The organism is Brachybacterium sp. HMSC06H03, assembly GCF_001807385.1.
Lineage (GTDB): Bacteria > Actinomycetota > Actinomycetes > Actinomycetales > Dermabacteraceae > Brachybacterium > Brachybacterium conglomeratum.
The window spans coordinates 1-22,123 of record NZ_KV788713.1 but is presented as its reverse complement, the minus strand read 5'-3'; the positions used below and the strand labels follow the sequence as shown (position 1 = coordinate 22,123).

The window sequence follows — 22,123 nt, the reverse complement described above, 5'->3', positions numbered from 1 at the left end:
TCGATGATCGCCCTGTTCAGCCCGCCGGGCCCAGCGACGCACTCGACGGCTCGCACCCCGCTCCCGCCTGACGGCGCCACGCCGCACCCGGCCCCGTCGGACTCCCCACCGCGTGGTCCGCCTGCACGCCCGGGCGGTCCCGGCACGGCATGATGGGCCTCGTGCCGCACCCGCCGCGAGGGCGCGACACCGACCGCCGGACACCGACGACCAGGAGGACGCCCATGGGGATCTTCGGCATGCTGCGCCGCGACCACACCGCCAAGAGCACCGCCCGCGACGCGATGCGCGAGGCCCGCACCGAGAAAGCGCAGACGAGCCCGAACGGCGCCGTGCAGCGCATGATCGACACCGTCCGCGACATCGGCCTGGACGGGAAGCTCACTTATTCCTCGGCCGCCGACGTCGCGAGGAAGGCGCAGCGCGGCCGGGCCCGGAAGCGGCCGGAGAAGGCGGTGCGCCGGATCGTCCGCAGGCACCTCCGGGGCGTCACCGCCGGCGGCTTCCTCACCGGGCTCGGGGGCGTGGTGACCCTGCCGGTCCTGCTGCCCACCAACGTGATGGAGTTCTACATCCAGGCCACGCGCATGGTCGGCGCGATCGCCGTCGTGCGCGGCTACGACCTGGACGACGAGGAGGTGCGCGTGCGGGTGCTCGCGACGCTGCTCGGCGAGGAGTCCGGGGACGTGCTGAGGAACATCGGCCTGAGCCCCGTCGCCGGCGCCGCCGCCCGCGGCGTGGCGGGGAGGCTCCCCGCGTCCCCGCACTCGGCCGTGGTCTCCGCGGTCGGCGGGCGGCTCATCCGACGATTCGGCCTGCGCTCGGCGCGTCTGTTCGGCAAGGCGATCCCGGGCCTCGGCGGCGTGCTCGGCGCGCTCTCGGACCGCAAGCAGCTGAACCGGATCGCGGAGGCCGCGAGGAAGGGCTTCCCGCAGGTCGACTGAGGCGGGTCGTGCCGCGCGCCGGCGGGGTCGCGGGCGCGGCGATCGGCCGCTCGGCGCGCCCGCCCCTCGGCCGCCTCGCAGCCCCTGCGGCCGACGGCGAAGACGCGGCGGAGAGGCAGGCCGTGAGCACCATGGAGCTCGCGAAGGCGGACGACGGAAGCCGTTCAGGACGGTGTCCGCCGAAAGGAGGAGCGGCGGGGCGTCGGGCCGACTCTCAAGCCCCGAGCCGCTCCAGTCCGGGGAGGTCGCCGAGTGCGTCGGCCGCCTCGAGCAGCGCGGCCCGGAAGGCGAGCAGCGAGGGATGCTCGCGCGCTCCTGCGCGCGCCGCGGTGTAGAGGCCGCGGTGGGGGTCGCCGGGCAGGCGCAGCACCCGGGTGCCGCCGAGGTGCTCGGCGGCGATCAGGCCGGGTACGAAAGCCGCGGCATGGCCGGAGCGGACCAGGTGCACCTGCAGGAGAGGGTCGGGGGTGTCGAAGCGGACCCACGGCTCGATCCCCGCCGAGCGGAGGTAGGTGCGCTCCCATGCCCCGGTGCGGGTGTCCTCCGGGTCGAGCGCCCAGGGCATCTCGGCGAGGTCCTCGAGGCGTCGCGCCCGGGAGACGGGGCCGTGGTCGGGGAGCACCAGCAGCAGCGGGTCCTGCAGGAGGTCCTCCCGGTCGGTGCCACGACGGACGACCTGCTGACCGCCGGGATAGTCCTCGCCGAGGATCACCTCGAACCGGTGCGCGAGCAGCCCCTCGTAGGCCTCCTCGACCTCGCGCTGGGCGATCTCGATCCGCAGGTCTGGGTGACGCTGCTCCAGCACGCTCACCGCCACCGGCGCGAGCGCGATCAGCGGTGTCTGGAAGGAGGCGACGCGGAGCACTCCCCCGGCCTCGCCCTGGGCGCTGACGAGCTCGGCCTCGGCCGTCTCCATCAGCCCGAGCATCTCCTCGGCCCGACGGGCCAGCCGTGCGCCCGCGTCCGTGAGGACGACGCGGCGTCCGGCCTGCTCGAACAGGGTGACCTTGGACTCCCTCTCCAGCTGGGACAGCTGCTGGGAGACGGCCGACGGAGACATCGAATGCTCCCGCGCGATCGCCGACATCGTCTCCAGCCTGCGCAGTTCCCGCAGGAGGAAGAGCCGGTGCAGGTTCAGCATGCGCATCCTTCCCGATCGGCCATGTCTGCTTCACGGTACACGTCGAGAACATTCGCTGGACCCGGCTGGACGGCGGGGGCAGAGTGGAGTCGTGACCAGCTCTTCCACCTCCTCGACCACGGCGACCGCAGGCGTCGGCGGCGGCGCCCACTCCGGCGGCGTGCCGATCACGCCGATCCTGTTCATCCTCGGCTCGTGCATCTCGCTCCAGTTCGGGGCGGCTCTGGCCACTCAGCTCTTCCCGGCGATCGGCTCCTGGGGCACGACCGCGCTGCGACTGGGCCTCGCCGCGGCTGTGCTGATCGTGATCGTGCGCCCGAAGGTGCACCGCTTCACGCGGCAGCAGTGGCTGGGGGTGGCCGCCTTCGGCGTGGCGGTCGGCGGGATGAACGGAGCCTTCTACGCCTCGATCGACAGGATCCCGCTGGGCACGGCGGTGGCGATCGAGTTCCTCGGACCGCTCGTGCTCTCCGCGCTGCTGTCCACGCGCCGCACCGATCTGCTGTGGGTGCTGCTCGCACTGGGAGGCGTGAGCCTGTTCGGGTTCGAGTCCCTCACCGGTGCGGCCTCCCTGGACGTGCTCGGCGTCGTCTTCGCCCTGGTCGCGGCGGTGTACTGGGCGCTCTACGTGCTCGCCAGCGCGCATGTGGGACGCATCGTGCCCGGGCAGGACGGCCTCGCCGTCGCCATGCTGATCGGCGCCCTGGCCGTGCTGCCGCTCGGCGCGCCCGGCGCCGTCACCGGCATCGCCGAGCCGCGCCTGCTGCTGATCGCGCTGGGCACTGCGCTGCTCGCCTCCGTGCTGCCGTACACGCTCGAGCTCGCCGCGCTGCGCCGCCTGCCCCGTCACGTCTTCGGCATCATGCTGAGCCTCGAGCCGGTGGTCGCGCTGTTCGCGGGCGTCCTCCTGCTGAGCCAGGAGATCACTCCGCTCCGCGTCGCGGCGGCCGTGCTGGTGGTCGTCGCGAGCGCCGGCGTCACCCTCACCGCCCGCTCCCGCCCTGCCGGGGAGCCGCAGCCGATCGACGAGGCGCCGGGCTGGGAGCTGCCCACGCCCACCCATGCGACACTGACCGGCGAGATGCCGATCCTCACCGAGGACGACCTGCGCGAGGACGGCGACGCATCAACACGCTGAGCGGCGGCGCCGCTGGCCTCACTGGTTGATCGACGATCCGCACCACTCCCCCGGAGTTGATCGACGGTAGGTAACACCGAAGTGGTACCTCCCGTCGATCTCGTCGCCCGCATCGGGGATCCATCGCACCCGGTTGTGCCGGTCGGGTCCCCGATGCCGCGGTGCAGGGCGCATCCGCACCCGGCCCGGCCTGCTCAGGACCGGGAGCGGGCGTTGCGGTTCAGCGCGGAGGTGATCGCCTCGAGGGAGGCGCGGGTGATCGAGCCGTCGATGCCGACGCCCCAGAAGATGCGGTCGTCGATCTCGCACTCGATGTAGGACGCGGCGAGGGAGTCGTCGCCCTCGGTCAGGGCGTGCTCGGCGTAGTCGAGGATGCGCACGTCGATCTTCCGCTCGGCCAGCGCCTTGACGAAGCCGTCCAGCGGGCCGTTGCCGATGCCGGTGATCTCGTGCTCCTCGCCGTCGACGACGAGGGTGACGGTGATGCGGTCGGCGCCGTCGCCCGCGGACTCCTGGCGCACGTCGCGGAAGCTGTAGCGGCCCCAGCGGCGCGAGTCGTCCTTCGCCGGCAGGTACTCGTCGGAGAACACGTCCCACAGTGCCTCGGGGCTGACCTCGCCGCCGTCCGAGTCGGTCCTCTGCTGGACGATGCCGGAGAACTCGATCTGCAGGCGGCGCGGGAGGTCCAGCCCGTGCTCGGTGCGCAGCAGGTAGGCCATACCGCCCTTGCCGGACTGCGAGTTCACGCGGATCACGGCCTCGTAGGAGCGGCCGAGGTCCTTGGGGTCCACGGGCAGGTAGGGCACGCGCCAGACCATGTCGTCGACGGCCTTGCCGGCCTTCTCGGCGTCGGTCTCCATGCGCTCGAGGCCCTTCTTGATGGCGTCCTGGTGGGAGCCGGAGAAGGCGGTGAACACGAGGTCGCCGCCGTAGGGGCTGCGCTCGGGGACGGGCATCTGGTTGCAGTGCTCGACGGTGCGGCGCACCTCGTCGAGGTCGGAGAAGTCGATCTGCGGGTCGATGCCCTGGCTGAACAGGTTCAGGCCCAGCGTCACGAGGTCGACGTTGCCGGTGCGCTCGCCGTTGCCGAACAGGCAGCCCTCGATGCGGTCGGCGCCGGCCAGGTAGCCGAGCTCGGCGGCGGCCACGCCGGTGCCGCGGTCGTTGTGGGGGTGCAGGGACAGGACGATCGAGTCGCGGCGATCGAGGTGGCGGTGCATCCACTCGATCGAGTCGGCATAGACGTTCGGGGTCGCCATCTCGACGGTCGCCGGCAGGTTGATGATCATCTTGTTCTGCGGCGTGGGCTTGATGACGTCGATGACGGAGTTGCACACGCGCAGGGCGTACTCGAGCTCGGTGCCGGTGTAGGACTCCGGGGAGTACTGATAGGTGACGGCCGTGTCCGGGATCGTCTCCTCGTACTTCTTGCACAGCAGCGCGCCCTGCACGGCGATGTCGAGCACGGCGTCCTCGTCGGCGCGGAAGACGACGTCGCGCTGCACGACCGAGGGGGAGTTGTAGAGGTGGACGACGGCGCGCTTGGCGCCCGAGATCGCCTGGTAGGTGCGCTCGATGAGGTGCTCGCGGGACTGGGTGAGGACCTGGATCGACACGTCCTCCGGGATACGGTCCTCCTCGATGAGGGTGCGCACGAAGTCGTAGTCCGTCTTGGAGGCCGACGGGAAACCGACCTCGATCTCCTTGTAGCCCATCTTCACCAGGAGCTCGAACATGCGCAGCTTGCGCTCGGAGTTCATGGGATCGATGAGGGCCTGGTTGCCGTCGCGCAGGTCGACCGCACACCAGCGGGGGGCGCGGGTGATGCGGCGGGTGGGCCAGGTGCGGTCGGGGAGCTCGACCTGGATCTGCTCGTGGAAGGGCAGGTACTTGTGGGTAGGCATGCCCGAGGGGTGCTGGGGCGCGTCGCCCGTGGTGCCGACGACGGGGGTCGCGGGGTCGGCCTCGGCGGCGACGGTCGCGGTGTTTGCGGTGCTCGTGGAGTCAGTCATCTCAGGTCCTTCTCGCTGGGTTTGCCGGTCGCCGGACAGCACGTCAGCCGCGACAGGTTCCCGGCGGTTCAGGACCCGTCGCGGCGTCTAAGCAGGAGCAGCGATCCACGCACGATGGCCACGTTAGCACCGTCTCGCAGGCCGCTCGGGGCGGCTCACGATGCGAACATCCGGGACGTCGACACCCCATCGCCGACGATCGCCCCGATCCCCAACCCCAACGCATGCTGCGTTCAAGCCCGCGACTGCCATGCGGGCCCTGACTTCAAATCTCGCGATGACGTGCGTCGGGGTCCTTAGGGCCTTCGGTCTCCGGAGAACGCTCGGGAACCCACGGATCCTCGTCCTCGTCCACCGGCACGTCGCCGTTCACCAGTCGGGACTCGAGGGACTTCGAGTAGAGCGCGATCGGTTCGGAGGCGACCTCGATCGTGCCGTCGATGTCCTGCCACTCACCGCCGTCCACGGAGAACTGGCCGGCGAAGGTCGTGGTCAGAGTGACGTCGTACCAGCCCTCCCCCGAGTACTTCGCCGACACCTCCTCCGACGGGTACGGCTTGCCCGGCTTCGTAGTGGTGATCGTGTTCCCGTCCCCGAGGTCCCAGTGATACGAAGTCGGGATCGCCCGCACCGCCACCGGGGTGCCGAGCAGCTCCGTCTGCAGGGTCTGCGCCTCCGACTCTGCGTGGAGAACATTGACCATCCCGGCCGGCAGCCATCCCCGTTCCGGCCCTGCACTGGCCACGGACGGTTTCACCGGCAGCTTCGCGAAGTCGCTCTGGGTCACGATGATCACCACCGGTTCGGGTGCCGACTCTCCAGCAGGTGCAGCGCCGGCGTTGCCGCGGGGCGCCGAGTCCAGTGGCTGGCGGCACCTGAAACCATTGCTCGAATCAGTCCCGGTTTGCGTGTCCCGCGTGATCGATTCGTACGTGACGTCACCCGGATTGCCCCGCGAGCCCGACCCCGGTACAGCAAGGATCTCTCCCGAGTTGATGCTGTAGCTCGGCCCTGAATTGCACACGGTGCGGTCAGCGCGGCAAGCCCCTTCTACCGGACCCTCCCCACCGTCAGACAGGGTGCAGTTCCACCGAGGCTTCTCCTCGACTCGACGCATCAAGTCATAGAAACGCGGTGGGGGCTTAGGAGGAGCGCTGGCCTGAGCGCCCTTCCCGTGACGGCCATCTGGCTGTACCGGGCCCTCATCACCCCCAGCACCATCCGCACCCGTTGGAACGATATGCATTTCTTCCAGGCCCACCCCAACACCCGAATCATCCAGCTTCCCCTTGGATTCCTGATCGGCATATGCAGCATTCTGAAAAAGCATAGAAAGGGCGAGAGCAAGAAGCGCGAAGATCGTCGTGCACCCTACCCGCTTACCCCACTGTGGAACTATGAACATCAGGCCCCCACTCCCCCTTGAGCCCTCCAACCTTCCACCCCTGCGAAGTCCAGGCCATCCCCCCGATCAAAGAGTACTCTACTGGGTCATAATCCTCCGGCTCGCCCGTCTCCATATTTGGTCGCTCATGAGCAGGGATAGTGAATGAGTACGCGATTTCATACTCGAAATTTTCGGATGCGTGCGGCGTCGTGGCGACATCCTCGACTTTGAATGCACTCCAGTATCTGCCGAGGTCTTGGAGCTTCGGCACGTCCTCTGTAAATCCGGGACAGCCCTCGCACGAATCTATCTCAATACCCTTGGTTAGGGTTTCGTCCCCAGTCTGATGTGCCCACATAGAGACCGCAACGTAATACCTGAAAGCTTGAGTCGCACCTTCCTCGGTGTTCTCATCCATCCCCGGATAATCCGCAGGATCCGGCGCGGGCACCTCGGGCGCCGCGCTCGGCGACGCGTCGTCGCCTCCGCCATCGCTCGCGGCGCCGTCGTCCCCACCCCCATCACTCGATCCGGAGATGTCGATGCTGGGCGGCGGCGTGGTCACGGGACCGTCTCCACCCTCACCGCATGCGGCGAGTCCGAGGAGGAGAGTGCAGGCTGCGGCGGCGCTGAGGAGGCGTCGGGGCATGGGTGGTGCCTTCCGAGGAGTGGGACGGATCACCGTTACCGTACTCAGCAGTCACCCAGGTCCGCCATCGAACCCCAGAAATGTGGACAACTTCCGCGGTGGGAGGACACCGTCGTCCTCCGCCCAGTCGGTCGCCCTCGCCGGCGCTCCGTCCGGGCGAGGACGGCCGCCCGCCCTCGCCCGCCTGCCGTCAGAACCCCAGGCGACCCAGCTGCTTCGGATCCCGCTGCCATTCCTTCGCGACCTTGACCCGCAGGTCCAGGTGCACCTTCCTGCCCAGAAGCGCGTTGATCTCGCTGCGCGCCCGGGAGCCGACCTCCTTCAGTCGCGATCCGCCGCGGCCGATGATGATGCCCTTCTGGCTGTCGCGCTCCACGAACAGGGTCGCCCTCACCACGAGCCGCCCGGTGCCGGGCTCGACCGGGGTGAACGCATCGCCGTCGGGGTCGACCTCGACGACCTCCTCGACGACCACGGCGATCGAGTGCGGCAGCTCGTCGCGCACGCCCTCCAGCGCCGCCTCGCGGATCAGCTCGGAGATGCGGTCGTCGCGGGTCTCCTCGGTGAGCTGGTCGTCGGGATAGAGCTGCGGGCCCTCGGGGAGCTGCCGGGTGACGACGTCCATGAGCACGTCGATCTGCTCGCCCTTCACGGCGGAGATCGGCACGATCTCGTCGAAGTCCATGAGCTGGTCGACGTTCATCAGGTGCTCGGCCAGTACGTCGCGCCCCACCAGGTCGATCTTGGTGACGATCGCGACCACGCGGGGTCCCCGTCGGCCGGTGCGCATCTCGACGAGGTCCTCGGCGATGAACCGGTCGCCGGGGCCGATCTTCTGGTCGGCGGGCAGGCAGAAGCCCACCACGTCGACCTCGCCGAGGGTCTCGCGCACGAGGTCGTTCAGCCGCTCTCCGAGGAGCGTGCGGGGACGGTGCACTCCCGGGGTGTCCACGAGGATGATCTGGGAGTCCTCGCGGGTGACGATGCCGCGGATCGCGCGCCGCGTGGTCTGCGGCTTGGTCGAGGTGATCGCGACCTTCTCCCCCACCAGCGCGTTGGTGAGGGTGGACTTGCCGACGTTGGGTCGGCCGACGAGGGCGACGAATCCCGCCCGGTGCACGCCGCCGCTCTCCGCTCCGGTGCCGTCGGCGGCGCCGGCCACCTGCTGCTCATCGCTCATGGGGACCCTCCTGGTCTCGGTCCTCGTCCTCGTCGTCGGCCGCCCTGCTCACCAGCACCGTGGAGAGCCGCTTGCGTCGGCCGGCCGTGCGCTCCGCCTCGAGGTCGAGGCCGAGGGCGGTGGCGGTGCTGCCGGGGATCGGCACCCGCCCGGTGGTCTTGGCGAGCAGCCCGCCGACGGAGTCGATGTCGTCGTCGTCGATGTCGAGGTCGAACAGCTCCCCCACCTCGGACAGGCTCGCGCGGGCGGGCACCCGGTAGCGGCCGCCGCCGAGGTCCTCGATCTCGGGCTCGCGCCGATCGTGCTCGTCGGCGATCTCGCCGACGATCTCCTCGAGGACGTCCTCGATGGTGACGATGCCGGCCACTCCCCCGTACTCGTCCACCAGCACGGTGATGTGCACATGGCTGGTCTGCATCTGGCGCAGCACCTCGTCGGCCGGGACGAACTCGGGCGCGAACCGGGCCGGGCGCATCACCTCGCTCACGGGCCGCTGCGGGCGCGGGTCCCATGGCGAGTGGATCGCGCGCATCACGTCCTTGACGTAGAGCATGCCGCGCAGGTCGTCGACGTTCTCGCCGATCACGGGGATCCGGGAGAAGCCCGAGCGGACGAACAGCCGCATCGCCTTCTCGGCGCTGGAATCGGCGGTGATGGTGACCATGTCGGGGCGGGGCACCATCAGCTCTCGCACCATCGTGCCGCGCAGGTCGAAGACGCCCTGGATCATGTCGCGCTCTCCGTCGCGGACGTGCTCGTCCTCGAGGGCGCGGTCGACGTTGCGACGAGCCTTCTCGGCACGCTCCTCGGGATCCTCCTGGCTGCCGGCGCGGGCGGCGAGGGACGCGCCGAGGTTCGCGAGCGCGCTCGCGGGCACCCACAGCACCCACCGCATCACGGCGACGAGGCCGCGGGAGGAGATGAGCACCGATTCGGCGCGGCGTCGGCCGATGGTGCGCGGGGAGATCGCGAGCATCAGCAGCGCCATCAGCCCGGCGATGAGCAGCGTGGCCAGCAGCGGCAGCGCCCAGCCCTCGCCGGGTCGCAGCTCGGCATGGGCGGAGAAGCAGATCGCGGCGATCGCCGTGACCATGACGGTCTCGCCGAGCACGCGGCCCAAGGAGACGGAAGCGAGGGTGCGGCCGGAATCCGCGTGCTGGTGCAGGACCCGCTCACGGGCGGCGGCGGGCTGGTCCGCGACCGCCTTCTCGAGCGTGCCGCGGCTGACGGCGAGCTGGGCGGCGTCGACCGCGGTGAGAACCGCCGAGACGATCCCGCCGACGAGCGCGAGCGGTACGAGCACGAGCAGGGCGAGGCTGAGCGCGCTCACGGGCGCCCTCCTCGGGTCGACGAACGCGGGGCGAGAGCCGCACCGCGCGGGTCCGACGGGGTGGTCGGAGCGGCACGGTGCCCGGGAGGTTGATCAGGCTGGGACATCGCGGCTCAGGCGCTCGGCCGCGAGGCGAGGAAGGTGAGCAGGAGCTTGCGCTGCAGATCGAACATCACCGTGCGCTCGTCCTCCTCCATGTGGTCGTAGCCCAGCAGGTGGAGGATCGAGTGGACGGTCAGCAGCAGCATCTCCTCGACGGCGCTGTGCCCGGACTCGGCGGCCTGCTTCGCGGCGACGCTCGGGCACAGCACCACATCGCCCAGCAGTCCCTCCGGGGCGGGGTGCTCGGGGGTGCCGGGGGTGAGCTCGTCCATCGGGAAGCTCATCACGTCGGTGGGGCCGGGCAGGTCCAGCCACTGCACGTGCAGCTTCTCCATCGCCTCCTCGTCCACGAAGATGATCGACATCTCGGTGGCGGGGTGGAGGTGCATCGCCTCGAAGACGAAGCGGCTCAGCTCCACGAACTCGCGCTCGTCGACGACGGCGGTGGTCTCGTTGCGGATCTCGATGGTCATGCTCAGTTCCCCTTGCTGCGATGGCGGGAGTCGCGGGTGCCGCCGGGTCGGATCTCCCAGCGCCCGTACGCCTCGACGATGTCGCTGACCAGGCGGTGGCGCACCACGTCCCGGGAGGACAGGCGGCAGAAGGAGATGTCGTCGATGCCGGAGAGCACGTTCTCGACCACGCGCAGGCCGCTCTGGTGCCCGCCGGGGAGGTCGACCTGGGTGACGTCGCCGGTGACGACCATGGTGGAGTTGAAGCCGAGACGGGTGAGGAACATCTTCATCTGCTCGGGCGTCGTGTTCTGCGCCTCGTCGAGGATGATGAAGGCGTCGTTGAGGGTGCGGCCGCGCATGTACGCCAGGGGCGCGACCTCGATGGTGCCGGCGCCCATCAGACGCGGGATCGACTCGGGGTCGAGCATGTCGTGCAGCGCGTCGTAGAGCGGGCGCAAGTAGGGGTCGATCTTCTCGTTCAGCGAGCCGGGAAGGAAGCCGAGCCGCTCGCCGGCCTCGACCGCGGGGCGGGTGAGGATGATGCGGTTGATCTGCTTGGAGAGCAGCTTCTGCACCGCCATCGCGACGGCGAGATAGGTCTTGCCGGTGCCGGCCGGACCGATCCCGAAGGTGATCGTGGAGCTCTCGATCGCCTCGATGTAGCTCTTCTGTCCCATGGTCTTGGGGCGGATGGTGCGGCCTCGAGAGGAGAGGATCGTCCGGGAGAGCACCTCCTCGAGCTTGCGGCCGCTCGCTCGGTCGTCGCCGAAGAGGTTCGCGGCGCGCTGCACGGCCTCGGCGGTGACGGGCTGGCCGGTGCCGGCCAGCTCGATGAGGGAGCGCATGATGTGCTCGCCGCGGCGCAGCGCGTCGTCGGTGCCGCGCAGGGTCACCTGGTGTCCGCGCACGTGCACGTCGGTGTCGGGGACGGCGTCCTCGAGGGCGGCCAGCGCCTGGTCGTTCTCCCCGAGCACCTGGAAGGGGCTGAGATGGTCGGGGATCGCCAGCTTCCGCTCGCGCACCTCGGGGGCGCGTCCGGGAGCCGGGCTGAGGGGGTCTGTCACAGTTCTCCTTCTGCGAGCGTCCCGCCCGCGAGGACGTGCGCGTGCACGTGGAAGACGGTCTGTCCGGCGCTCGCGCCGGTGTTGAAGACAAGGCGGAAGTCGCCGTCGGCCTGCTCGGCGGCGACCTTCGCGGCGACGGTGGCGGTGTGGGCGAGGAGCGCGGGGTCCTCGGCGAGCTCGGTCACGTCGCGGCGGTGCTCGCGCGGGACCACCAGGACGTGGACGGGCGCCTGCGGATGGAGGTCCTTGAAGGCGATGACCTTCTCGTCCTCGTGGACCCGATCCGAGGGGATCTCCCCGGCGAGGATCCGGCAGAAGATGCAGTCGGGATCGTGACGCAGTGTGTCGTTGCGGTTGACGCTCGTACCCATGGTCGCGAGTCTACGGGAGCGACGAACACCACCCCTCATCGGGGAAGCCCCCGGAAGTATGAGAAGTTTGAAGGACTATGACGAAGCTCGGAATCCTCCTCAGCAGTGCCCGCCCCAACCGCGTCGGCGAGAAGGTGGCCCACTGGGTCAGCGCCTCGGCCGACGGCCGCTTCGAGATCGATCTCATCGACCTGCGCGAGGTCGCCCTGCCCTCCTTCGACGAGCCCTCCTCGCCGAAGTCCGGCGCCGAGAAGACCACCGATCACGGCCGCTCCTGGGCCGAGCGGATCGCCGCGCTCGACGCGATCGTGATCCTCACCCCGCAGTACAACGGCTCCTACCCGGGCGCCCTCAAGAACGCGATCGACTTCCTGTTCCACGAGTGGGAGAACCTGCCCACGATCCTGGTCGGCTACGGCTGGGGCGCCGCGAACGAGGTGCTGCCCCTGCTGGAGACCCTGATGGGCCGCGTGGGCGCCGACGTCGTCGGCTCCTTCGGCCTCGGCTTCCGCGAGGACCTCTCCGTCGAGGGTGAGCTGTTCGTCACCGAGGAGAAGGCCGCAGCGCTGGAGACCGCACTGGCCGCGCTCGAGGCGAAGGTGCTCTCCCCGGTCGGCTGACAAGCGCTCCCTCACGTCGCAGGACCCCGCCGGCGCCGAGCGTCTGCGGGGTCCTGTCGTCGGCGGGGTCCGCCGGTGGGCTCAGCCCCAGCGGCCGACGAGCGCGCTGAGCACCGCGAGGGCTGCCGGGCCGGCGGTGGAGGAGCGCAGAACCTCGGGGCCCAGCAGCACCGTCCGGGCACCGGCCTCGCGCAGCGCCTCCAGCTCGGATTCGTCGATCCCGCCCTCGGGGCCGACGACCACGACGATCTCCTCGATGCCGGCCTCGCTCGCACCACGCAGCTCCTCGGCGAGGCTCATCACGCCGACGGACTCCTGCTCGTGCAGGACGAGCACGAGCGTCCCGTCGGCTGCGCGGGCGCGCAGGTCCTCGACGAGCGCGCTCGTGGTCATCGGGGCGTCGACGGCGGGGATGCCGGGCCGACGGCACTGCTTGACGGCGGCGCGGGCGGTGCCCTCCCACTTCGCGCGGCCCTTGGCGAGCTTCTCCCCCCGCCATACGGAGACGGAGCGCTTCGCGATCCACGGGACGATGCGGTCGGCGCCGAGCTCGGTCGCGGACTCGACGGCCTGCTCGTCGCGGCCGCCGGTCGCGAGGGCCTGCACCAGCGCGAGTCGGGGCAGACGCTGCACGGCCGGGGACGGGTCCGCGAGCAGGCGCAGGTCGAGCGCCTCCTTGCGGGCGGCGGTGACCTCGGCGAGGACCTGTCGGCCGGGGGCGTCGGTGAGGAGCAGCTGCTCCCCCACCCCGATCCGGGCGACCTTGGCCGCGTGGCGGCCCTCGTCGCCGGCGAGCTCGAGCTGGTCTCCCTCACGGGCGGCGGCGAGGGCCTCGTCGAGGATCAGGAAGCCGGGCGGGGTGGTGGGCACGGGCTCTCCCGCCTCAGAGGTTCAGGCGCTCGCGAAGCTTCGCGAACGGGCCGCCGTGGTTCTTGGGGCGGGTGGCCTCGTCGCCGCGGAGGGCGGCGAAGCGCTCGAGCAGCTCGCGCTCCTCGTCGGTGAGCGCGGTGGGCACGTCCACGTCGAGGACCACGCGGATGTCTCCGCGGCGCTCGCGGCGCAGCGGGGTCACGCCGAGGCCCTTGAGGACGATCTCCTCGCCGGGCTGGGCGCCGGGACGGACATCGAGCTCCTGCTCCCCGTCGAAGGTCTCCAGCGGGATCGTCGCGCCGAGCGCGGCGGTGGTCATCGGCACGGAGACCGTGGTGACCAGGTCGTCGCCGGCGCGGTCGAACATCTCGTGGTCCTTGACGGACAGCTCCACGAAGAGGTCGCCGGAGGGGCCGCCGGCCTCGCCGGTCTCGCCCTCGCCGCGCAGCTGGATGCGGGTGCCGTTCTCGACGCCGGAGGGGATGCGCACGGTGACGGTGCGCTCGGTGGCGGTGCGTCCGTGGCCGGAGCAGCCGGTGCAGGGGCTCTCGATCACGTCGCCATGGCCCTCGCAGGTGGGGCAGGGCGCCATGGTGACCATCTGGCCCAGCAGCGACTGCTGGACGCGCTGGACGTGGCCGGACCCGTTGCAGGCGGTGCAGCGGGTGGGGCTGGTGCCCGGCTCGGCGCAGGAGCCGGAGCAGCGCTCGCACAGCACGGCGGTGCGGAAGGTGACCTCCTGCTCGGTGCCGAAGACGACGTCGCGCAGCTCGATCTTCACCCGGCGCAGCACGTCGCCGCCGCGGCGCTGGCGCGGGACGGGGCCCTGGTTGCGCCCGCGCATCCCGGAGGCTCCGGCGAACATGTCGAAGATGTCGTTGAAGTCGAATCCGGCGCCGCCGCCGGGGAAGCCGCCCATGCCCGGGCCGCCGCCCATGTCGTACTGGCGGCGCTTGTCCGCATGGGAGAGGGTCTCGTACGCCTGGGAGACCTTCTTGAACTTCTCCGCCGCCTCCGGGTCCGGGTTGACGTCCGGGTGGAGGGTGCGGGCGAGCTTGCGGTACGCCTTCTTGATCTCCTCGGTCGAGGCGTCGCGGGAGACGCCGAGCAGCTCGTAGTAGTCGTCGTTCACAGGCGTGGGTCCTTCACAGGGGGTCGGAGGTCGGTGACGGCCGGCGACGGGCGCGGAGGCCCGCCGGCGCGGTCATTCGAGGAATCGGGAGACGTAGCGGGCGATCGCCTGGACGGTCGAGATCCCGGCCGCGTAGTCCATGCGGCTGGGGCCGAGGATCGCGAGGTGGGAGCCGGCGCCGTAGCCCGCGCCGACGAGCGCGGCCTGGTGCAGCGCCCGGTCGTGGAGCTCGGAGCCGATCCGCACCTGCACGTCCCCCGGGGAGACGTGCATCTCGGTGAACAGGCGCAGCAGCACCAGCTGCTCCTCGAGGACGTCCAGCAGCGGCTCGACGTCGCGGGCGAAGTCCTCGGCGGAGCGGGCGATGTTCGCGGTACCCGCCATCATGATGCGGTCCTCGGCGCGGGTCGCCGCCAGCGCGGTGAGCGCCTCGGCCACCTCCGCGGCGGCGGGCCGCTCGGGGACGGGCAGGGACTCGAGGTAATCCGTCAGCGGGCCTGCGAGGTCGGTGACCTCCCGGCCGGCGACGGCGCGGTTGAGCTGGTCGCGCAGCGCCGCGTAGTACTCGGCGGGGCGACCGGCGACGACGGGGACGGTGCGCTGGTCCACCCGCCCCGACTCGGTGATCAGCACGACCAGCAGCAGCGAGTCCGCGACCTTCACGAGCTCGACGTGGCGGATGCGGGCCTGGCGCCGGGCCGGGTACTGCACCATCGCGACCTGCTGGGTGAGCTGGGCGAGGAGGCGCACGGTGCGGGCCAGGAGCTCCTCGACGTCCCCCGCGTCCTCGAGCAGGGTGCGGATCGCTCGCTTCTCGGCGACGGAGAGGGGCTTGACCATCGCGACGTGGTCGACGAAGGCGCGATATCCCTTGTCGGTGGGGACGCGGCCGGCGGAGGTGTGGGGCTGGTGGATCAGCCCCTCCTCCTCGAGGACGGACATGTCGTTGCGGACGGTCGCCGCGGAGACGCCGAGCTCGTGCCGCTCCAGCAGCGACTTCGAGCCGACGGGCTCGCGCGTGGAGACGTAGTCCTCGACGATGGCGCCGAGGATCTGGAGCTTGCGGTCGTCCATGTCGTGCACCTCCTGCCGCGCGGTCCGGCACCGGGGCGTCCCGGCGCCCGGGTCTCCCTGGACATTGGCACTCTCCCATGCCAAGTGCCAATCGTACGCGTCCGCGGCGTGCTTCGCAGAGAGGCGTTCGCCACGGGACTACAGTGTCCGCCGTGTCCACCCCGCCTGCTCGCTTCCCCGACCGGTACGGCGCCGATGTGCTCTCCTCCGGTCCGCCCGCCCATCACCACCGCCGCCCCGTCGGCCGCGAGGTCCCCGCGCAGCGCGACCTCGTCGTCGAGGAGGCCTCGACCGGCTTCACCGGCGCGATCACGCTCGTGGAGAAGACGGCCGGGGAGCTGATCGTCGAGCTGGAGGACGGCCGCGGCCGACGCCGCACCTTCCCGCTCGGGCCGGGCTTCATGATCGACGGGCAGCCCGTCGTCCTCACCCGCCCGCAGGCGGCGCAGAAGGCGCCGGTCCGCAAGCGCTCCGCCTCCGGCTCGGTGTACGTCGAGGGGGCGAAGGCGCGCACCGCCCGAGCCTCGCGGATCTGGGTCGAGGGCACCCATGACGCGGAGCTGGTGCAGAAGGTGTGGGGCCATGACCTGCGGATCGAGGGCATCGTCGTCGAGCAGCTCGAGGGCGCCGACAACCTCGCAGAGCGCGTGCGCGAGTTCGGCCCCTCCCCCGGCCGCCGGCTCGGGATCCTGGTGGACCACCTGGTGAAGGGGTCGAAGGAGTCCCGCATCGCGGCCGAGGTGATGGCCCTGCCGGGCGCCCGCGGGAACGTCACCGTGCTCGGCCACCCGTACGTCGACGTGTGGCAGGCCGTGAAGCCCGCACGCGTAGGACTGAAGGAGTGGCCGCACATCCCCAGGGGGACGGACATCAAGGTCGGCTCCCTCGCTGCGCTCGGCTGGCCCCACGAGGACAAGGCCGACATCGGCCTGGGCTGGAAGCGGATCCTCTCCACGGTCCGCTCCTACGCCGATGTCGAGCCGACACTCTCGGGGCGCATCGAGGAGCTCATCGACTTCGTCACCGTCGACCAGGGCTGACCGAGCCGCTGCACGGGACGGGGAGGCGAGCCGTCGATGCGCCTCTCGGTGCGGCCGACGGCGACTCTCGCCAGCCCACCGGGGGGATATCCCCCAGCGGATGCGGCGGACCGCCGCGCTGACCGCGGGGGCCCAGGCTCGTTAGGGTGAACCCGTCACCCGAGACGACGGCACCCGCGCCGACCGAGACGAAGAAGGATCCCATGAGCCAGACTCCGCATCCGCACGACCCGTACGGCACCGAGCCCGGCACCCCCGCCTCCGACTCGCTGCCCGAGCAGCCTGCCGCGCGCCCGGCCTCGGACCACCTCGACATCGACGCGCCTGCCGCCCCCGCGCCGCAGGAGCAGGGCAGCGCGACCTCGGACCCGGCAGAGCATCCTTACGATCCCTTCGCGCAGTCCGCTCCCAGCGCGCAGCCGGCCCCCGCCGCGCTGCATGATCCCTTCGCGCAGCAGGACCCCTACGCGCAGCCGGGCTCCGCTCAGCAGGCGGATCCCTACGGGCAGTCTGCGAGCTCGGCCGCTCCGGCCGCAGCGCCGCCCTCCCCCTACGGGGCGCCCTCGCCGGCCCAGCCCTCCGCGCAGCAGGCCCACGCTCAGCAGCCGTACGGGCAGCAGCATGCTCCGCACGCGCAGCAGCACGCTCCCCACGCCGCCCACGGACAGACTTCACCCGGAGGAACCATGAACCCCGACCAGGCCCCCGCCCACGTCAAGGGCGTCTTCGACGGCCCGCTGATCGGCCAGCCCACCACCGAGTCCGACACGAAGCTCTGGGCGATGTTCGCGCATCTCTCGGCGATCGTCGGCTACGTGATCGGTGCCGGCTTCCTCGGCTGGCTCGGCCCGCTGATCATCTTCCTGGTCTACAAGGACCGCAACCGCTTCGTCCGCTACAACGCGGCGGAGGCGCTGAACGCGGCGATCGCGACCCTGATCGTGGAGATCGCGCTCGCCATCGTCTTCACGATCATCACGGTCATCACCTTCGGCTTCGGCTCGGTGCTCTTCGCCCTCATCGGCGTCCCGGCGCTGGTCCACGTCGTCTTCGCCATCATCGGCGCGGTGAAGGCCTACCAGGGCGAGTGGTGGAACTACCCCGTCAACATCCGCCTCGTGAAGTGATCCGCGTCCGCAGCAGCTGAGTCACGGCCGACGGCCGGACGCAGGAGCCCCCGGAGTCGCTCCCGGGGGCTCCTGCATGTCGGGGCGCGGGCGGCCGTTGCCGCGCGCCGGAACCGGATGCCGCGCGCCCGGGCCGGACGCGGTGGGCCAGGACTCGACACCGCGCGCAGGGTCCTGCCGCACGGCGCCGCGGCCCGTCACATCCAGTTCACGCCGTCCTGCTCGAACTCGGTGAGACGGTGGCGCGCCATGCGCCGCAGCAGGTCCCCCGGCATCGGCGTGTCGTAGGGGAGCTTCACGCTGCCCTTGCCGGTCTCGAGCCCCTCGAGCTCGTCGGCGAAGGCCTCCTTCGCGCTCGGGGTGACGGTGAAGTTCGCGTGCGCCGTGTGGGTGCTGATGACGAGCAGGATCGTGCCGCGGGGGTGGACGAAGGCGGGGCTGCCCCATTTGATCGCCTCGGTCGCCTCGGGCTCGACGGGCTCGGTCGTCGAGATCGTTCCGCGGTCGAGGGGTCTCAGGGCACGAGGTCGCGGATCACCCCGTCGGCGAGCAGACGCCCCTCCCTGGTGAGGACCGCGCGGCCTGCGGCGAGGGCGTCGGGATCGAGGTGGCCCCGATCGCGGTGCACCTCGAGCATCGAGCGGTTCTGCTCAGGCACGACGTCGACGGCGAGGCCGTCGGCGATCCGCAGCTCGAGCATGATCCGCTCGACGAGCCGGTCCTCGGCGGCGACCTGCTCGCTGTCCGCCACGGGCAGTTCGGCTGAGGCGAGCATGCGCGCGTAGCGGCTGGGATGCTTCACGTTCCAGGAGCGCAGGCCGTCGCGGTGGCGGTGCGCGCCGGGTCCGATCCCCCACCAGTCCCCGCCCTTCCAGTAGGCGAGGTTGTGGCGGGAGCGGTGCTCGGGAGTGCGGGCGAAGTTGGAGACCTCGTACCAGGTCAGGCCCGCCTCGCGCGTGAGGTCGTCGACGAGCTCGTACTTGTCGGCCATGTCGTCGGGGTCCGGCGCCTCGATCTCGCCGCGGCGCAGCTGCCGGGCCATGGCGGTGTTGCCCTCGATGATCAGCGAGTAGGCGGAGAGGTGGTCGACCTCGCAGGCCAGGGCCGCGCGCACGGAGGTCTCGACGTCGGCGACGGTCTCCCCCGGCGTGCCGTAGATGAGGTCGAGGCTGACCTGGAGGCCCGCCTCCTTCGCCCACTGGACCACCTGCGGCACCCGTTCGGGGTCGTGGGTGCGGTCCAGGGTCGCGAGCACCGACGGGATCGCGGACTGCATGCCGATCGAGACGCGGGTGATTCCGCCGTCGGCCAGGCGCGAGAGCGAGGCGCGGGTGACCGAGTCGGGGTTCGCCTCGGTGGTGACCTCGGCGCCGTCCGCGAGCGGGATCAGGGAGCGGAGATGATCGAGCATGCGGACCAGGTCGTCGGCGGGCAGGAGGGTGGGGGTCCCGCCGCCGAAGAAGACGGTGGAGATCTCCTCGTACTCGTACCCGGCCGCGCGGTCCGCGGCGAGGGTCAGGTCCATCTCGGCCATGGCGTTGTCCGCGTACTCGGCCTGGGACCCGCCGCCGCCCAGCTCGGCGTTCGTGTAGGTGTTGAAGTCGCAGTACCCGCAGCGCACGGCGCAGAACGGAACGTGGATGTAGGCGGAGAGGTCCTTCACGACCGTCACAGCCCGAGACCGAGACCGAGGCCCCGTCCGGTGGAGCGCAGCCGCTCCGGGAAGTCCTCGCGCTCCCCCGCTCTGGCGAGCGTCTTCTGCGCGGCGCCGACGAGCGTCTCGTACAGCACGGTGCCGCTAGCCTCCGCCCAGTCGAGCAGGGCGCGGGCCTGCACGGCGCCCAGTCCCCGGAAGGCGTCGGCGATGGTCACGCCGTGGTCCGGGCGCTCGAGCACCTCGATCGCGTCGCCGGCGCGCACCTCGCCCTCGACGAGCACGCGGAAGTAGGCACCGGCGCGGCCCTGGTCGGTGAAGACGCGGCCCCAGCGGCGGTCCCCCATCCAGGCGGCGAAGGTGCCGCAGGGGTTGCGGGGGCAGGACGCCTCGAGCTCGGCGCCGCCGATCCGCCAGCGCTCGCCGATCACCGCATGGTCGGTGTCCTGGCCGACGGTGGCGAGGTTCTCGCCGAAGAACCCGTCGGGCAGCTCGTGGCCGAGCGCGGCGGCATAGGCCTCGCGCACCTCCCGGGAGTAGGCGTAGACGGCCTTGAAGATCCCGCCGTGGTGCTCACGGTCGCCCTGCACGTCGCCGAGCACGCCGTGGGTGAGGAGCGTGACGGGCCCGTCGGCCGGGCGCTTGTCGATCCCGCTCATGAGGGAGCGCTCGCGCACCTCGAAGAGCTGGGCGACCGTGCACACCGCGCCGAGCCGGCCGCCGCCGGGTTCGAAGGCGACCTCGAGCGCGTCGAGGCGGCGCGGGGCGGTCTCGGGCAGCGGTCCGGGCGCAGTGCTCACTTCTTCTTCTTCTCGTCCTTCGAGGGCTCGGCGGCGTCGGAGGAGAGCGCGGCGATGAAGGCCTCCTGCGGCACCTCGACGGAGCCGATGTTCTTCATGCGCTTCTTGCCCTCCTTCTGCTTCTCCAGCAGCTTGCGCTTGCGGGAGATGTCGCCGCCGTAGCACTTGGACAGCACGTCCTTGCGCATGGCGCGGATGTTCTCGCGGGCGATGATGCGCGAGCCGATCGCGGCCTGGATCGGGACCTCGAACTGCTGGCGCGGGATGAGGTTCTTGAGCTTGCCGGACATGCCCACGCCGTAGGAGTAGGCCTTGTCGCGGTGCACGATCGCGCTGAACGCGTCGACCGGCTCGCCCTGCAGGAGGATGTCCACCTTGACCAGGTCCGCGGTCTGCTCGCCGGAGACGTCGTAGTCCAGCGAGGCGTAGCCGCGAGTCTTGGACTTCAGCTGGTCGAAGAAGTCGAAGACGATCTCGGCCAGCGGCAGAGTGTAGCGCAGCTCGACGCGGTCCTCGCTGAGGTAGTCCATGCCGCCGAGGGTGCCGCGCTTGGACTGGCACAGCTCCATGACCGCGCCGATGAACTCGCTGGGCACGAGGATCGTCGCCGAGGCGACGGGCTCGCTGATCTGGTTCACCTTCCCCTCGGGGAAGTCGGAGGGGTTCAGCACCTCGATCTCGGTGCCGTCCTCCATCACGACCTGGTAGACCACGGAGGGGGCGGTGGAGATGAGGTCGAGGTCGAACTCGCGCTCGAGCCGCTCGCGGATGATCTCCAGGTGCAACAGGCCCAGGAAGCCGACGCGGAAGCCGAAGCCGAGGGCGGTGGAGGTCTCCGGCTCGTAGACGAGCGCGGCGTCGTTGAGCTTGAGCTTGTCCAGCGCATCGCGCAGCACGGGATAGTCGGAGCCGTCGATCGGGAACAGGCCCGAGTAGACCATGGGCTTCGGGTCGGAGTAGCCGGCCAGCGGCTCGGTCGCGCCGCGCACCGAGGTGGTGATCGTGTCGCCCACCTTGGACTGGCGCACGTCCTTCACGCCGGTGATGAGGTAGCCGACCTCGCCCGGGCCGATGCCCTGGGTGGGGTGCGGCTCCGGAGAGCTCACGCCGATCTCGAGCAGCTCGTGGTGGGCGCCGGTGGACATCATGTCGATCCGGTCGCGGGCTTTGAGGAACCCGTCGACGACGCGCACGTAGGTGACCACGCCGCGGTAGGTGTCGTAGACGGAGTCGAAGATCATCGCGCGGCAGGGGGCGTCGACCTGTCCCTCGGGGGCGGGGAGGGTGCGCACCACGTGGTCGAGCAGCTCGGGCACGCCCACGCCGGTCTTCCCGGACACGCGCAGCACGTCCTCGGGGTCCACGCCGACGAGCTGGCCGATCTCGGCCGCGTACTTCTCGGGCTCCGCGCCGGGCAGGTCGATCTTGTTCAGCACCGGGATGATGGTCAGGTCGTGCTCCATCGCGAGGTACAGGTTCGCGAGCGTCTGCGCCTCGATGCCCTGCGCGGCGTCGACCAGCAGGATCGCCCCCTCGCAGGCGGCGAGGGAGCGGGAGACCTCGTAGGTGAAGTCCACGTGCCCGGGGGTGTCGATCATGTTCAGGGCGTAGTTGACGCCCTCGACCTGCCAGGGCATGCGCACGGCCTGGGACTTCACGGTGATTCCGCGCTCGCGTTCGATGTCCATCCGGTCGAGGTACTGGGCGCGCATGGCACGCTCCTCGACGATCCCGGTGATCTGCAGCATCCGATCGGCCAGCGTCGACTTGCCGTGGTCGATGTGGGCGATGATGCAGAAGTTGCGGAGCCGCTCCTGGGGCGTCGACGCGGGAGCGATGTCCCGTGCCTCATCGGCAGCGATCCTCGGGGTCACCGGCATTCGTCCTCTCGTCGATGGTGTGCCGGGCGCGCATGCGCCGGGCATCGGTCCATGGTCTCATGTGCCGCACGCGCCGCGGCGTCCCGCGGACGGCCGACGGGCCGACGTCACAGCGGGGCCGACGGGACCGCCCGGCCGGGCCCACCGCCCGTC

At 70.9% G+C, this 22,123-nt stretch carries 21 protein-coding genes; 5 read left to right on the top strand and 16 right to left on the bottom strand.

Going from position 1 to position 22,123, the window contains the following annotated elements; genetic code table 11:
• The first annotated feature begins 224 nt into the window (after nucleotides 1–224).
• Entirely contained in the window at nucleotides 225–944 is a 720-nt protein-coding gene (locus HMPREF3159_RS05035; protein WP_070499959.1) for an EcsC family protein, read from the top strand.
• 214 nt (nucleotides 945–1,158) lie between these two features.
• Here HMPREF3159_RS05035 and HMPREF3159_RS05030 read toward each other — a convergent pair whose 3' ends face one another.
• Nucleotides 1,159–2,085 carry a LysR family transcriptional regulator gene (locus HMPREF3159_RS05030; RefSeq protein ID WP_070499958.1) on the bottom strand — a complete coding sequence of 309 codons (927 nt, stop codon included), beginning with the start codon at nucleotides 2,083–2,085 and terminating at the stop codon, nucleotides 1,159–1,161.
• A gap of 91 nt (nucleotides 2,086–2,176) precedes the next feature.
• Here HMPREF3159_RS05030 and HMPREF3159_RS05025 point away from each other — a divergent pair, with 91 nt between their 5' ends.
• The gene (locus tag HMPREF3159_RS05025) at nucleotides 2,177–3,223 is read left to right on the top strand and encodes an EamA family transporter (RefSeq protein ID WP_070499957.1); all 1,047 of its coding nucleotides are present in this window, start codon (nucleotides 2,177–2,179) and stop codon (nucleotides 3,221–3,223) included.
• Between the two features lie 194 nt (nucleotides 3,224–3,417).
• On the opposite strand, the gene leuA is transcribed toward HMPREF3159_RS05025, so the two are convergent.
• The 8 genes from leuA to HMPREF3159_RS04990 all read right to left on the bottom strand — a co-directional run bounded on the left by leuA (nucleotide 3,418) and on the right by HMPREF3159_RS04990 (nucleotide 11,773).
• Nucleotides 3,418–5,235: a 2-isopropylmalate synthase gene (gene leuA, locus HMPREF3159_RS05020; RefSeq protein WP_070499956.1), complete on the bottom strand. Its 1,818-nt coding sequence runs from the start codon at nucleotides 5,233–5,235 to the stop codon at nucleotides 3,418–3,420.
• 265 nt (nucleotides 5,236–5,500) lie between these two features.
• Nucleotides 5,501–6,022, bottom strand: a complete 522-nt coding sequence (locus HMPREF3159_RS05015) for a PKD domain-containing protein (RefSeq protein ID WP_246821482.1) — start codon at nucleotides 6,020–6,022, stop codon at nucleotides 5,501–5,503.
• A 592-nt stretch (nucleotides 6,023–6,614) separates the two neighbouring features.
• The gene (locus HMPREF3159_RS18055) at nucleotides 6,615–7,271 is read right to left on the bottom strand and encodes a DUF6318 family protein (protein ID WP_083305802.1); all 657 of its coding nucleotides are present in this window, start codon (nucleotides 7,269–7,271) and stop codon (nucleotides 6,615–6,617) included.
• Between the two features lie 190 nt (nucleotides 7,272–7,461).
• Complete coding sequence (gene era, locus HMPREF3159_RS05010; RefSeq protein WP_070499954.1) at nucleotides 7,462–8,451, bottom strand: GTPase Era; 990 nt, start codon at nucleotides 8,449–8,451, stop codon at nucleotides 7,462–7,464.
• Nucleotides 8,441–9,781, bottom strand: a complete 1,341-nt coding sequence (locus HMPREF3159_RS05005; protein WP_070499953.1) for a hemolysin family protein — start codon at nucleotides 9,779–9,781, stop codon at nucleotides 8,441–8,443. The genes era and HMPREF3159_RS05005 overlap by 11 nt, the downstream gene beginning before the upstream one ends.
• A 113-nt stretch (nucleotides 9,782–9,894) precedes the next feature.
• On the bottom strand, nucleotides 9,895–10,356 hold the full coding sequence (ybeY, locus tag HMPREF3159_RS05000) for an rRNA maturation RNase YbeY (protein ID WP_010551690.1): 462 nt from the start codon (nucleotides 10,354–10,356) through the stop codon (nucleotides 9,895–9,897).
• A 2-nt stretch (nucleotides 10,357–10,358) separates the two neighbouring features.
• Nucleotides 10,359–11,402: a PhoH family protein gene (locus HMPREF3159_RS04995; protein ID WP_010551691.1), complete on the bottom strand. Its 1,044-nt coding sequence runs from the start codon at nucleotides 11,400–11,402 to the stop codon at nucleotides 10,359–10,361.
• Nucleotides 11,399–11,773, bottom strand: a complete 375-nt coding sequence (locus HMPREF3159_RS04990; protein ID WP_010551692.1) for a histidine triad nucleotide-binding protein — start codon at nucleotides 11,771–11,773, stop codon at nucleotides 11,399–11,401. The genes HMPREF3159_RS04995 and HMPREF3159_RS04990 overlap by 4 nt, the downstream gene beginning before the upstream one ends.
• A gap of 77 nt (nucleotides 11,774–11,850) precedes the next feature.
• On the opposite strand from HMPREF3159_RS04990, the gene HMPREF3159_RS04985 reads away from it, so the two are divergent.
• A complete protein-coding gene (locus HMPREF3159_RS04985; RefSeq protein ID WP_070499952.1) occupies nucleotides 11,851–12,393 on the top strand; it encodes an NADPH-dependent FMN reductase in 543 nt (180 codons plus the stop codon).
• An 81-nt stretch (nucleotides 12,394–12,474) separates the two neighbouring features.
• Here HMPREF3159_RS04985 and HMPREF3159_RS04980 read toward each other — a convergent pair whose 3' ends face one another.
• The 3 genes from HMPREF3159_RS04980 to hrcA all read right to left on the bottom strand — a co-directional run bounded on the left by HMPREF3159_RS04980 (nucleotide 12,475) and on the right by hrcA (nucleotide 15,469).
• Nucleotides 12,475–13,263, bottom strand: a complete 789-nt coding sequence (locus HMPREF3159_RS04980) for a 16S rRNA (uracil(1498)-N(3))-methyltransferase (protein ID WP_070499951.1) — start codon at nucleotides 13,261–13,263, stop codon at nucleotides 12,475–12,477.
• 13 nt (nucleotides 13,264–13,276) lie between these two features.
• Nucleotides 13,277–14,395: a molecular chaperone DnaJ gene (dnaJ, locus tag HMPREF3159_RS04975; protein WP_070499950.1), complete on the bottom strand. Its 1,119-nt coding sequence runs from the start codon at nucleotides 14,393–14,395 to the stop codon at nucleotides 13,277–13,279.
• 72 nt (nucleotides 14,396–14,467) lie between these two features.
• On the bottom strand, nucleotides 14,468–15,469 hold the full coding sequence (gene hrcA / locus HMPREF3159_RS04970) for a heat-inducible transcriptional repressor HrcA (protein ID WP_070499949.1): 1,002 nt from the start codon (nucleotides 15,467–15,469) through the stop codon (nucleotides 14,468–14,470).
• A gap of 143 nt (nucleotides 15,470–15,612) precedes the next feature.
• Here hrcA and HMPREF3159_RS04965 point away from each other — a divergent pair, with 143 nt between their 5' ends.
• Both HMPREF3159_RS04965 and HMPREF3159_RS04960 read left to right on the top strand, forming a co-directional pair.
• Nucleotides 15,613–16,509 carry a DUF3097 domain-containing protein gene (locus tag HMPREF3159_RS04965; RefSeq protein ID WP_070499948.1) on the top strand — a complete coding sequence of 299 codons (897 nt, stop codon included), beginning with the start codon at nucleotides 15,613–15,615 and terminating at the stop codon, nucleotides 16,507–16,509.
• A gap of 203 nt (nucleotides 16,510–16,712) precedes the next feature.
• The gene (locus HMPREF3159_RS04960; RefSeq protein WP_070499947.1) at nucleotides 16,713–17,636 is read left to right on the top strand and encodes a DUF4870 domain-containing protein; all 924 of its coding nucleotides are present in this window, start codon (nucleotides 16,713–16,715) and stop codon (nucleotides 17,634–17,636) included.
• Between the two features lie 197 nt (nucleotides 17,637–17,833).
• Here the strand turns inward: HMPREF3159_RS04960 and HMPREF3159_RS18050 are convergent, their stop codons facing one another.
• Genes HMPREF3159_RS18050 through lepA form a run of 4 tightly spaced genes read right to left on the bottom strand, consistent with a single transcriptional unit; the run spans nucleotide 17,834 to nucleotide 21,970 of the window.
• Nucleotides 17,834–18,130, bottom strand: a complete 297-nt coding sequence (locus HMPREF3159_RS18050) for an iron chaperone (RefSeq protein ID WP_256374511.1) — start codon at nucleotides 18,128–18,130, stop codon at nucleotides 17,834–17,836.
• 20 nt (nucleotides 18,131–18,150) lie between these two features.
• The gene (hemW, locus tag HMPREF3159_RS04950) at nucleotides 18,151–19,308 is read right to left on the bottom strand and encodes a radical SAM family heme chaperone HemW (protein WP_070499945.1); all 1,158 of its coding nucleotides are present in this window, start codon (nucleotides 19,306–19,308) and stop codon (nucleotides 18,151–18,153) included.
• Nucleotides 19,305–20,090, bottom strand: a complete 786-nt coding sequence (locus tag HMPREF3159_RS04945) for an MOSC domain-containing protein (protein WP_070499944.1) — start codon at nucleotides 20,088–20,090, stop codon at nucleotides 19,305–19,307. Before HMPREF3159_RS04945 ends, hemW begins: the two co-directional genes overlap by 4 nt.
• Nucleotides 20,087–21,970 carry a translation elongation factor 4 gene (gene lepA / locus HMPREF3159_RS04940; protein ID WP_070499943.1) on the bottom strand — a complete coding sequence of 628 codons (1,884 nt, stop codon included), beginning with the start codon at nucleotides 21,968–21,970 and terminating at the stop codon, nucleotides 20,087–20,089. The genes HMPREF3159_RS04945 and lepA overlap by 4 nt, the downstream gene beginning before the upstream one ends.
• Between the last annotated feature and the right edge of the window lie 153 nt (nucleotides 21,971–22,123).

Excerpts from the sequence above, each read along its gene's own strand:
- HMPREF3159_RS18055 (WP_083305802.1), bottom strand. The coding sequence starts at position 7,271 with ATGCCCCGACGCCTCCTCAGCGCCGCCGCAGCCTGCACTCTCCTCCTC.
- HMPREF3159_RS04985 (WP_070499952.1), top strand. The coding sequence starts at position 11,851 with ATGACGAAGCTCGGAATCCTCCTCAGCAGTGCCCGCCCCAACCGCGTC.
- era (WP_070499954.1), bottom strand. The coding sequence starts at position 8,451 with ATGAGCGATGAGCAGCAGGTGGCCGGCGCCGCCGACGGCACCGGAGCG.
- leuA (WP_070499956.1), bottom strand. The coding sequence starts at position 5,235 with ATGACTGACTCCACGAGCACCGCAAACACCGCGACCGTCGCCGCCGAG.
- HMPREF3159_RS04990 (WP_010551692.1), bottom strand. The coding sequence starts at position 11,773 with ATGGGTACGAGCGTCAACCGCAACGACACACTGCGTCACGATCCCGAC.
- HMPREF3159_RS05030 (WP_070499958.1), bottom strand. The coding sequence starts at position 2,085 with ATGCTGAACCTGCACCGGCTCTTCCTCCTGCGGGAACTGCGCAGGCTG.
- hrcA (WP_070499949.1), bottom strand. The coding sequence starts at position 15,469 with ATGGACGACCGCAAGCTCCAGATCCTCGGCGCCATCGTCGAGGACTAC.
- HMPREF3159_RS05035 (WP_070499959.1), top strand. The coding sequence starts at position 225 with ATGGGGATCTTCGGCATGCTGCGCCGCGACCACACCGCCAAGAGCACC.
- lepA (WP_070499943.1), bottom strand. The coding sequence starts at position 21,970 with ATGCCGGTGACCCCGAGGATCGCTGCCGATGAGGCACGGGACATCGCT.
- ybeY (WP_010551690.1), bottom strand. The coding sequence starts at position 10,356 with ATGACCATCGAGATCCGCAACGAGACCACCGCCGTCGTCGACGAGCGC.
- HMPREF3159_RS04960 (WP_070499947.1), top strand. The coding sequence starts at position 16,713 with ATGAGCCAGACTCCGCATCCGCACGACCCGTACGGCACCGAGCCCGGC.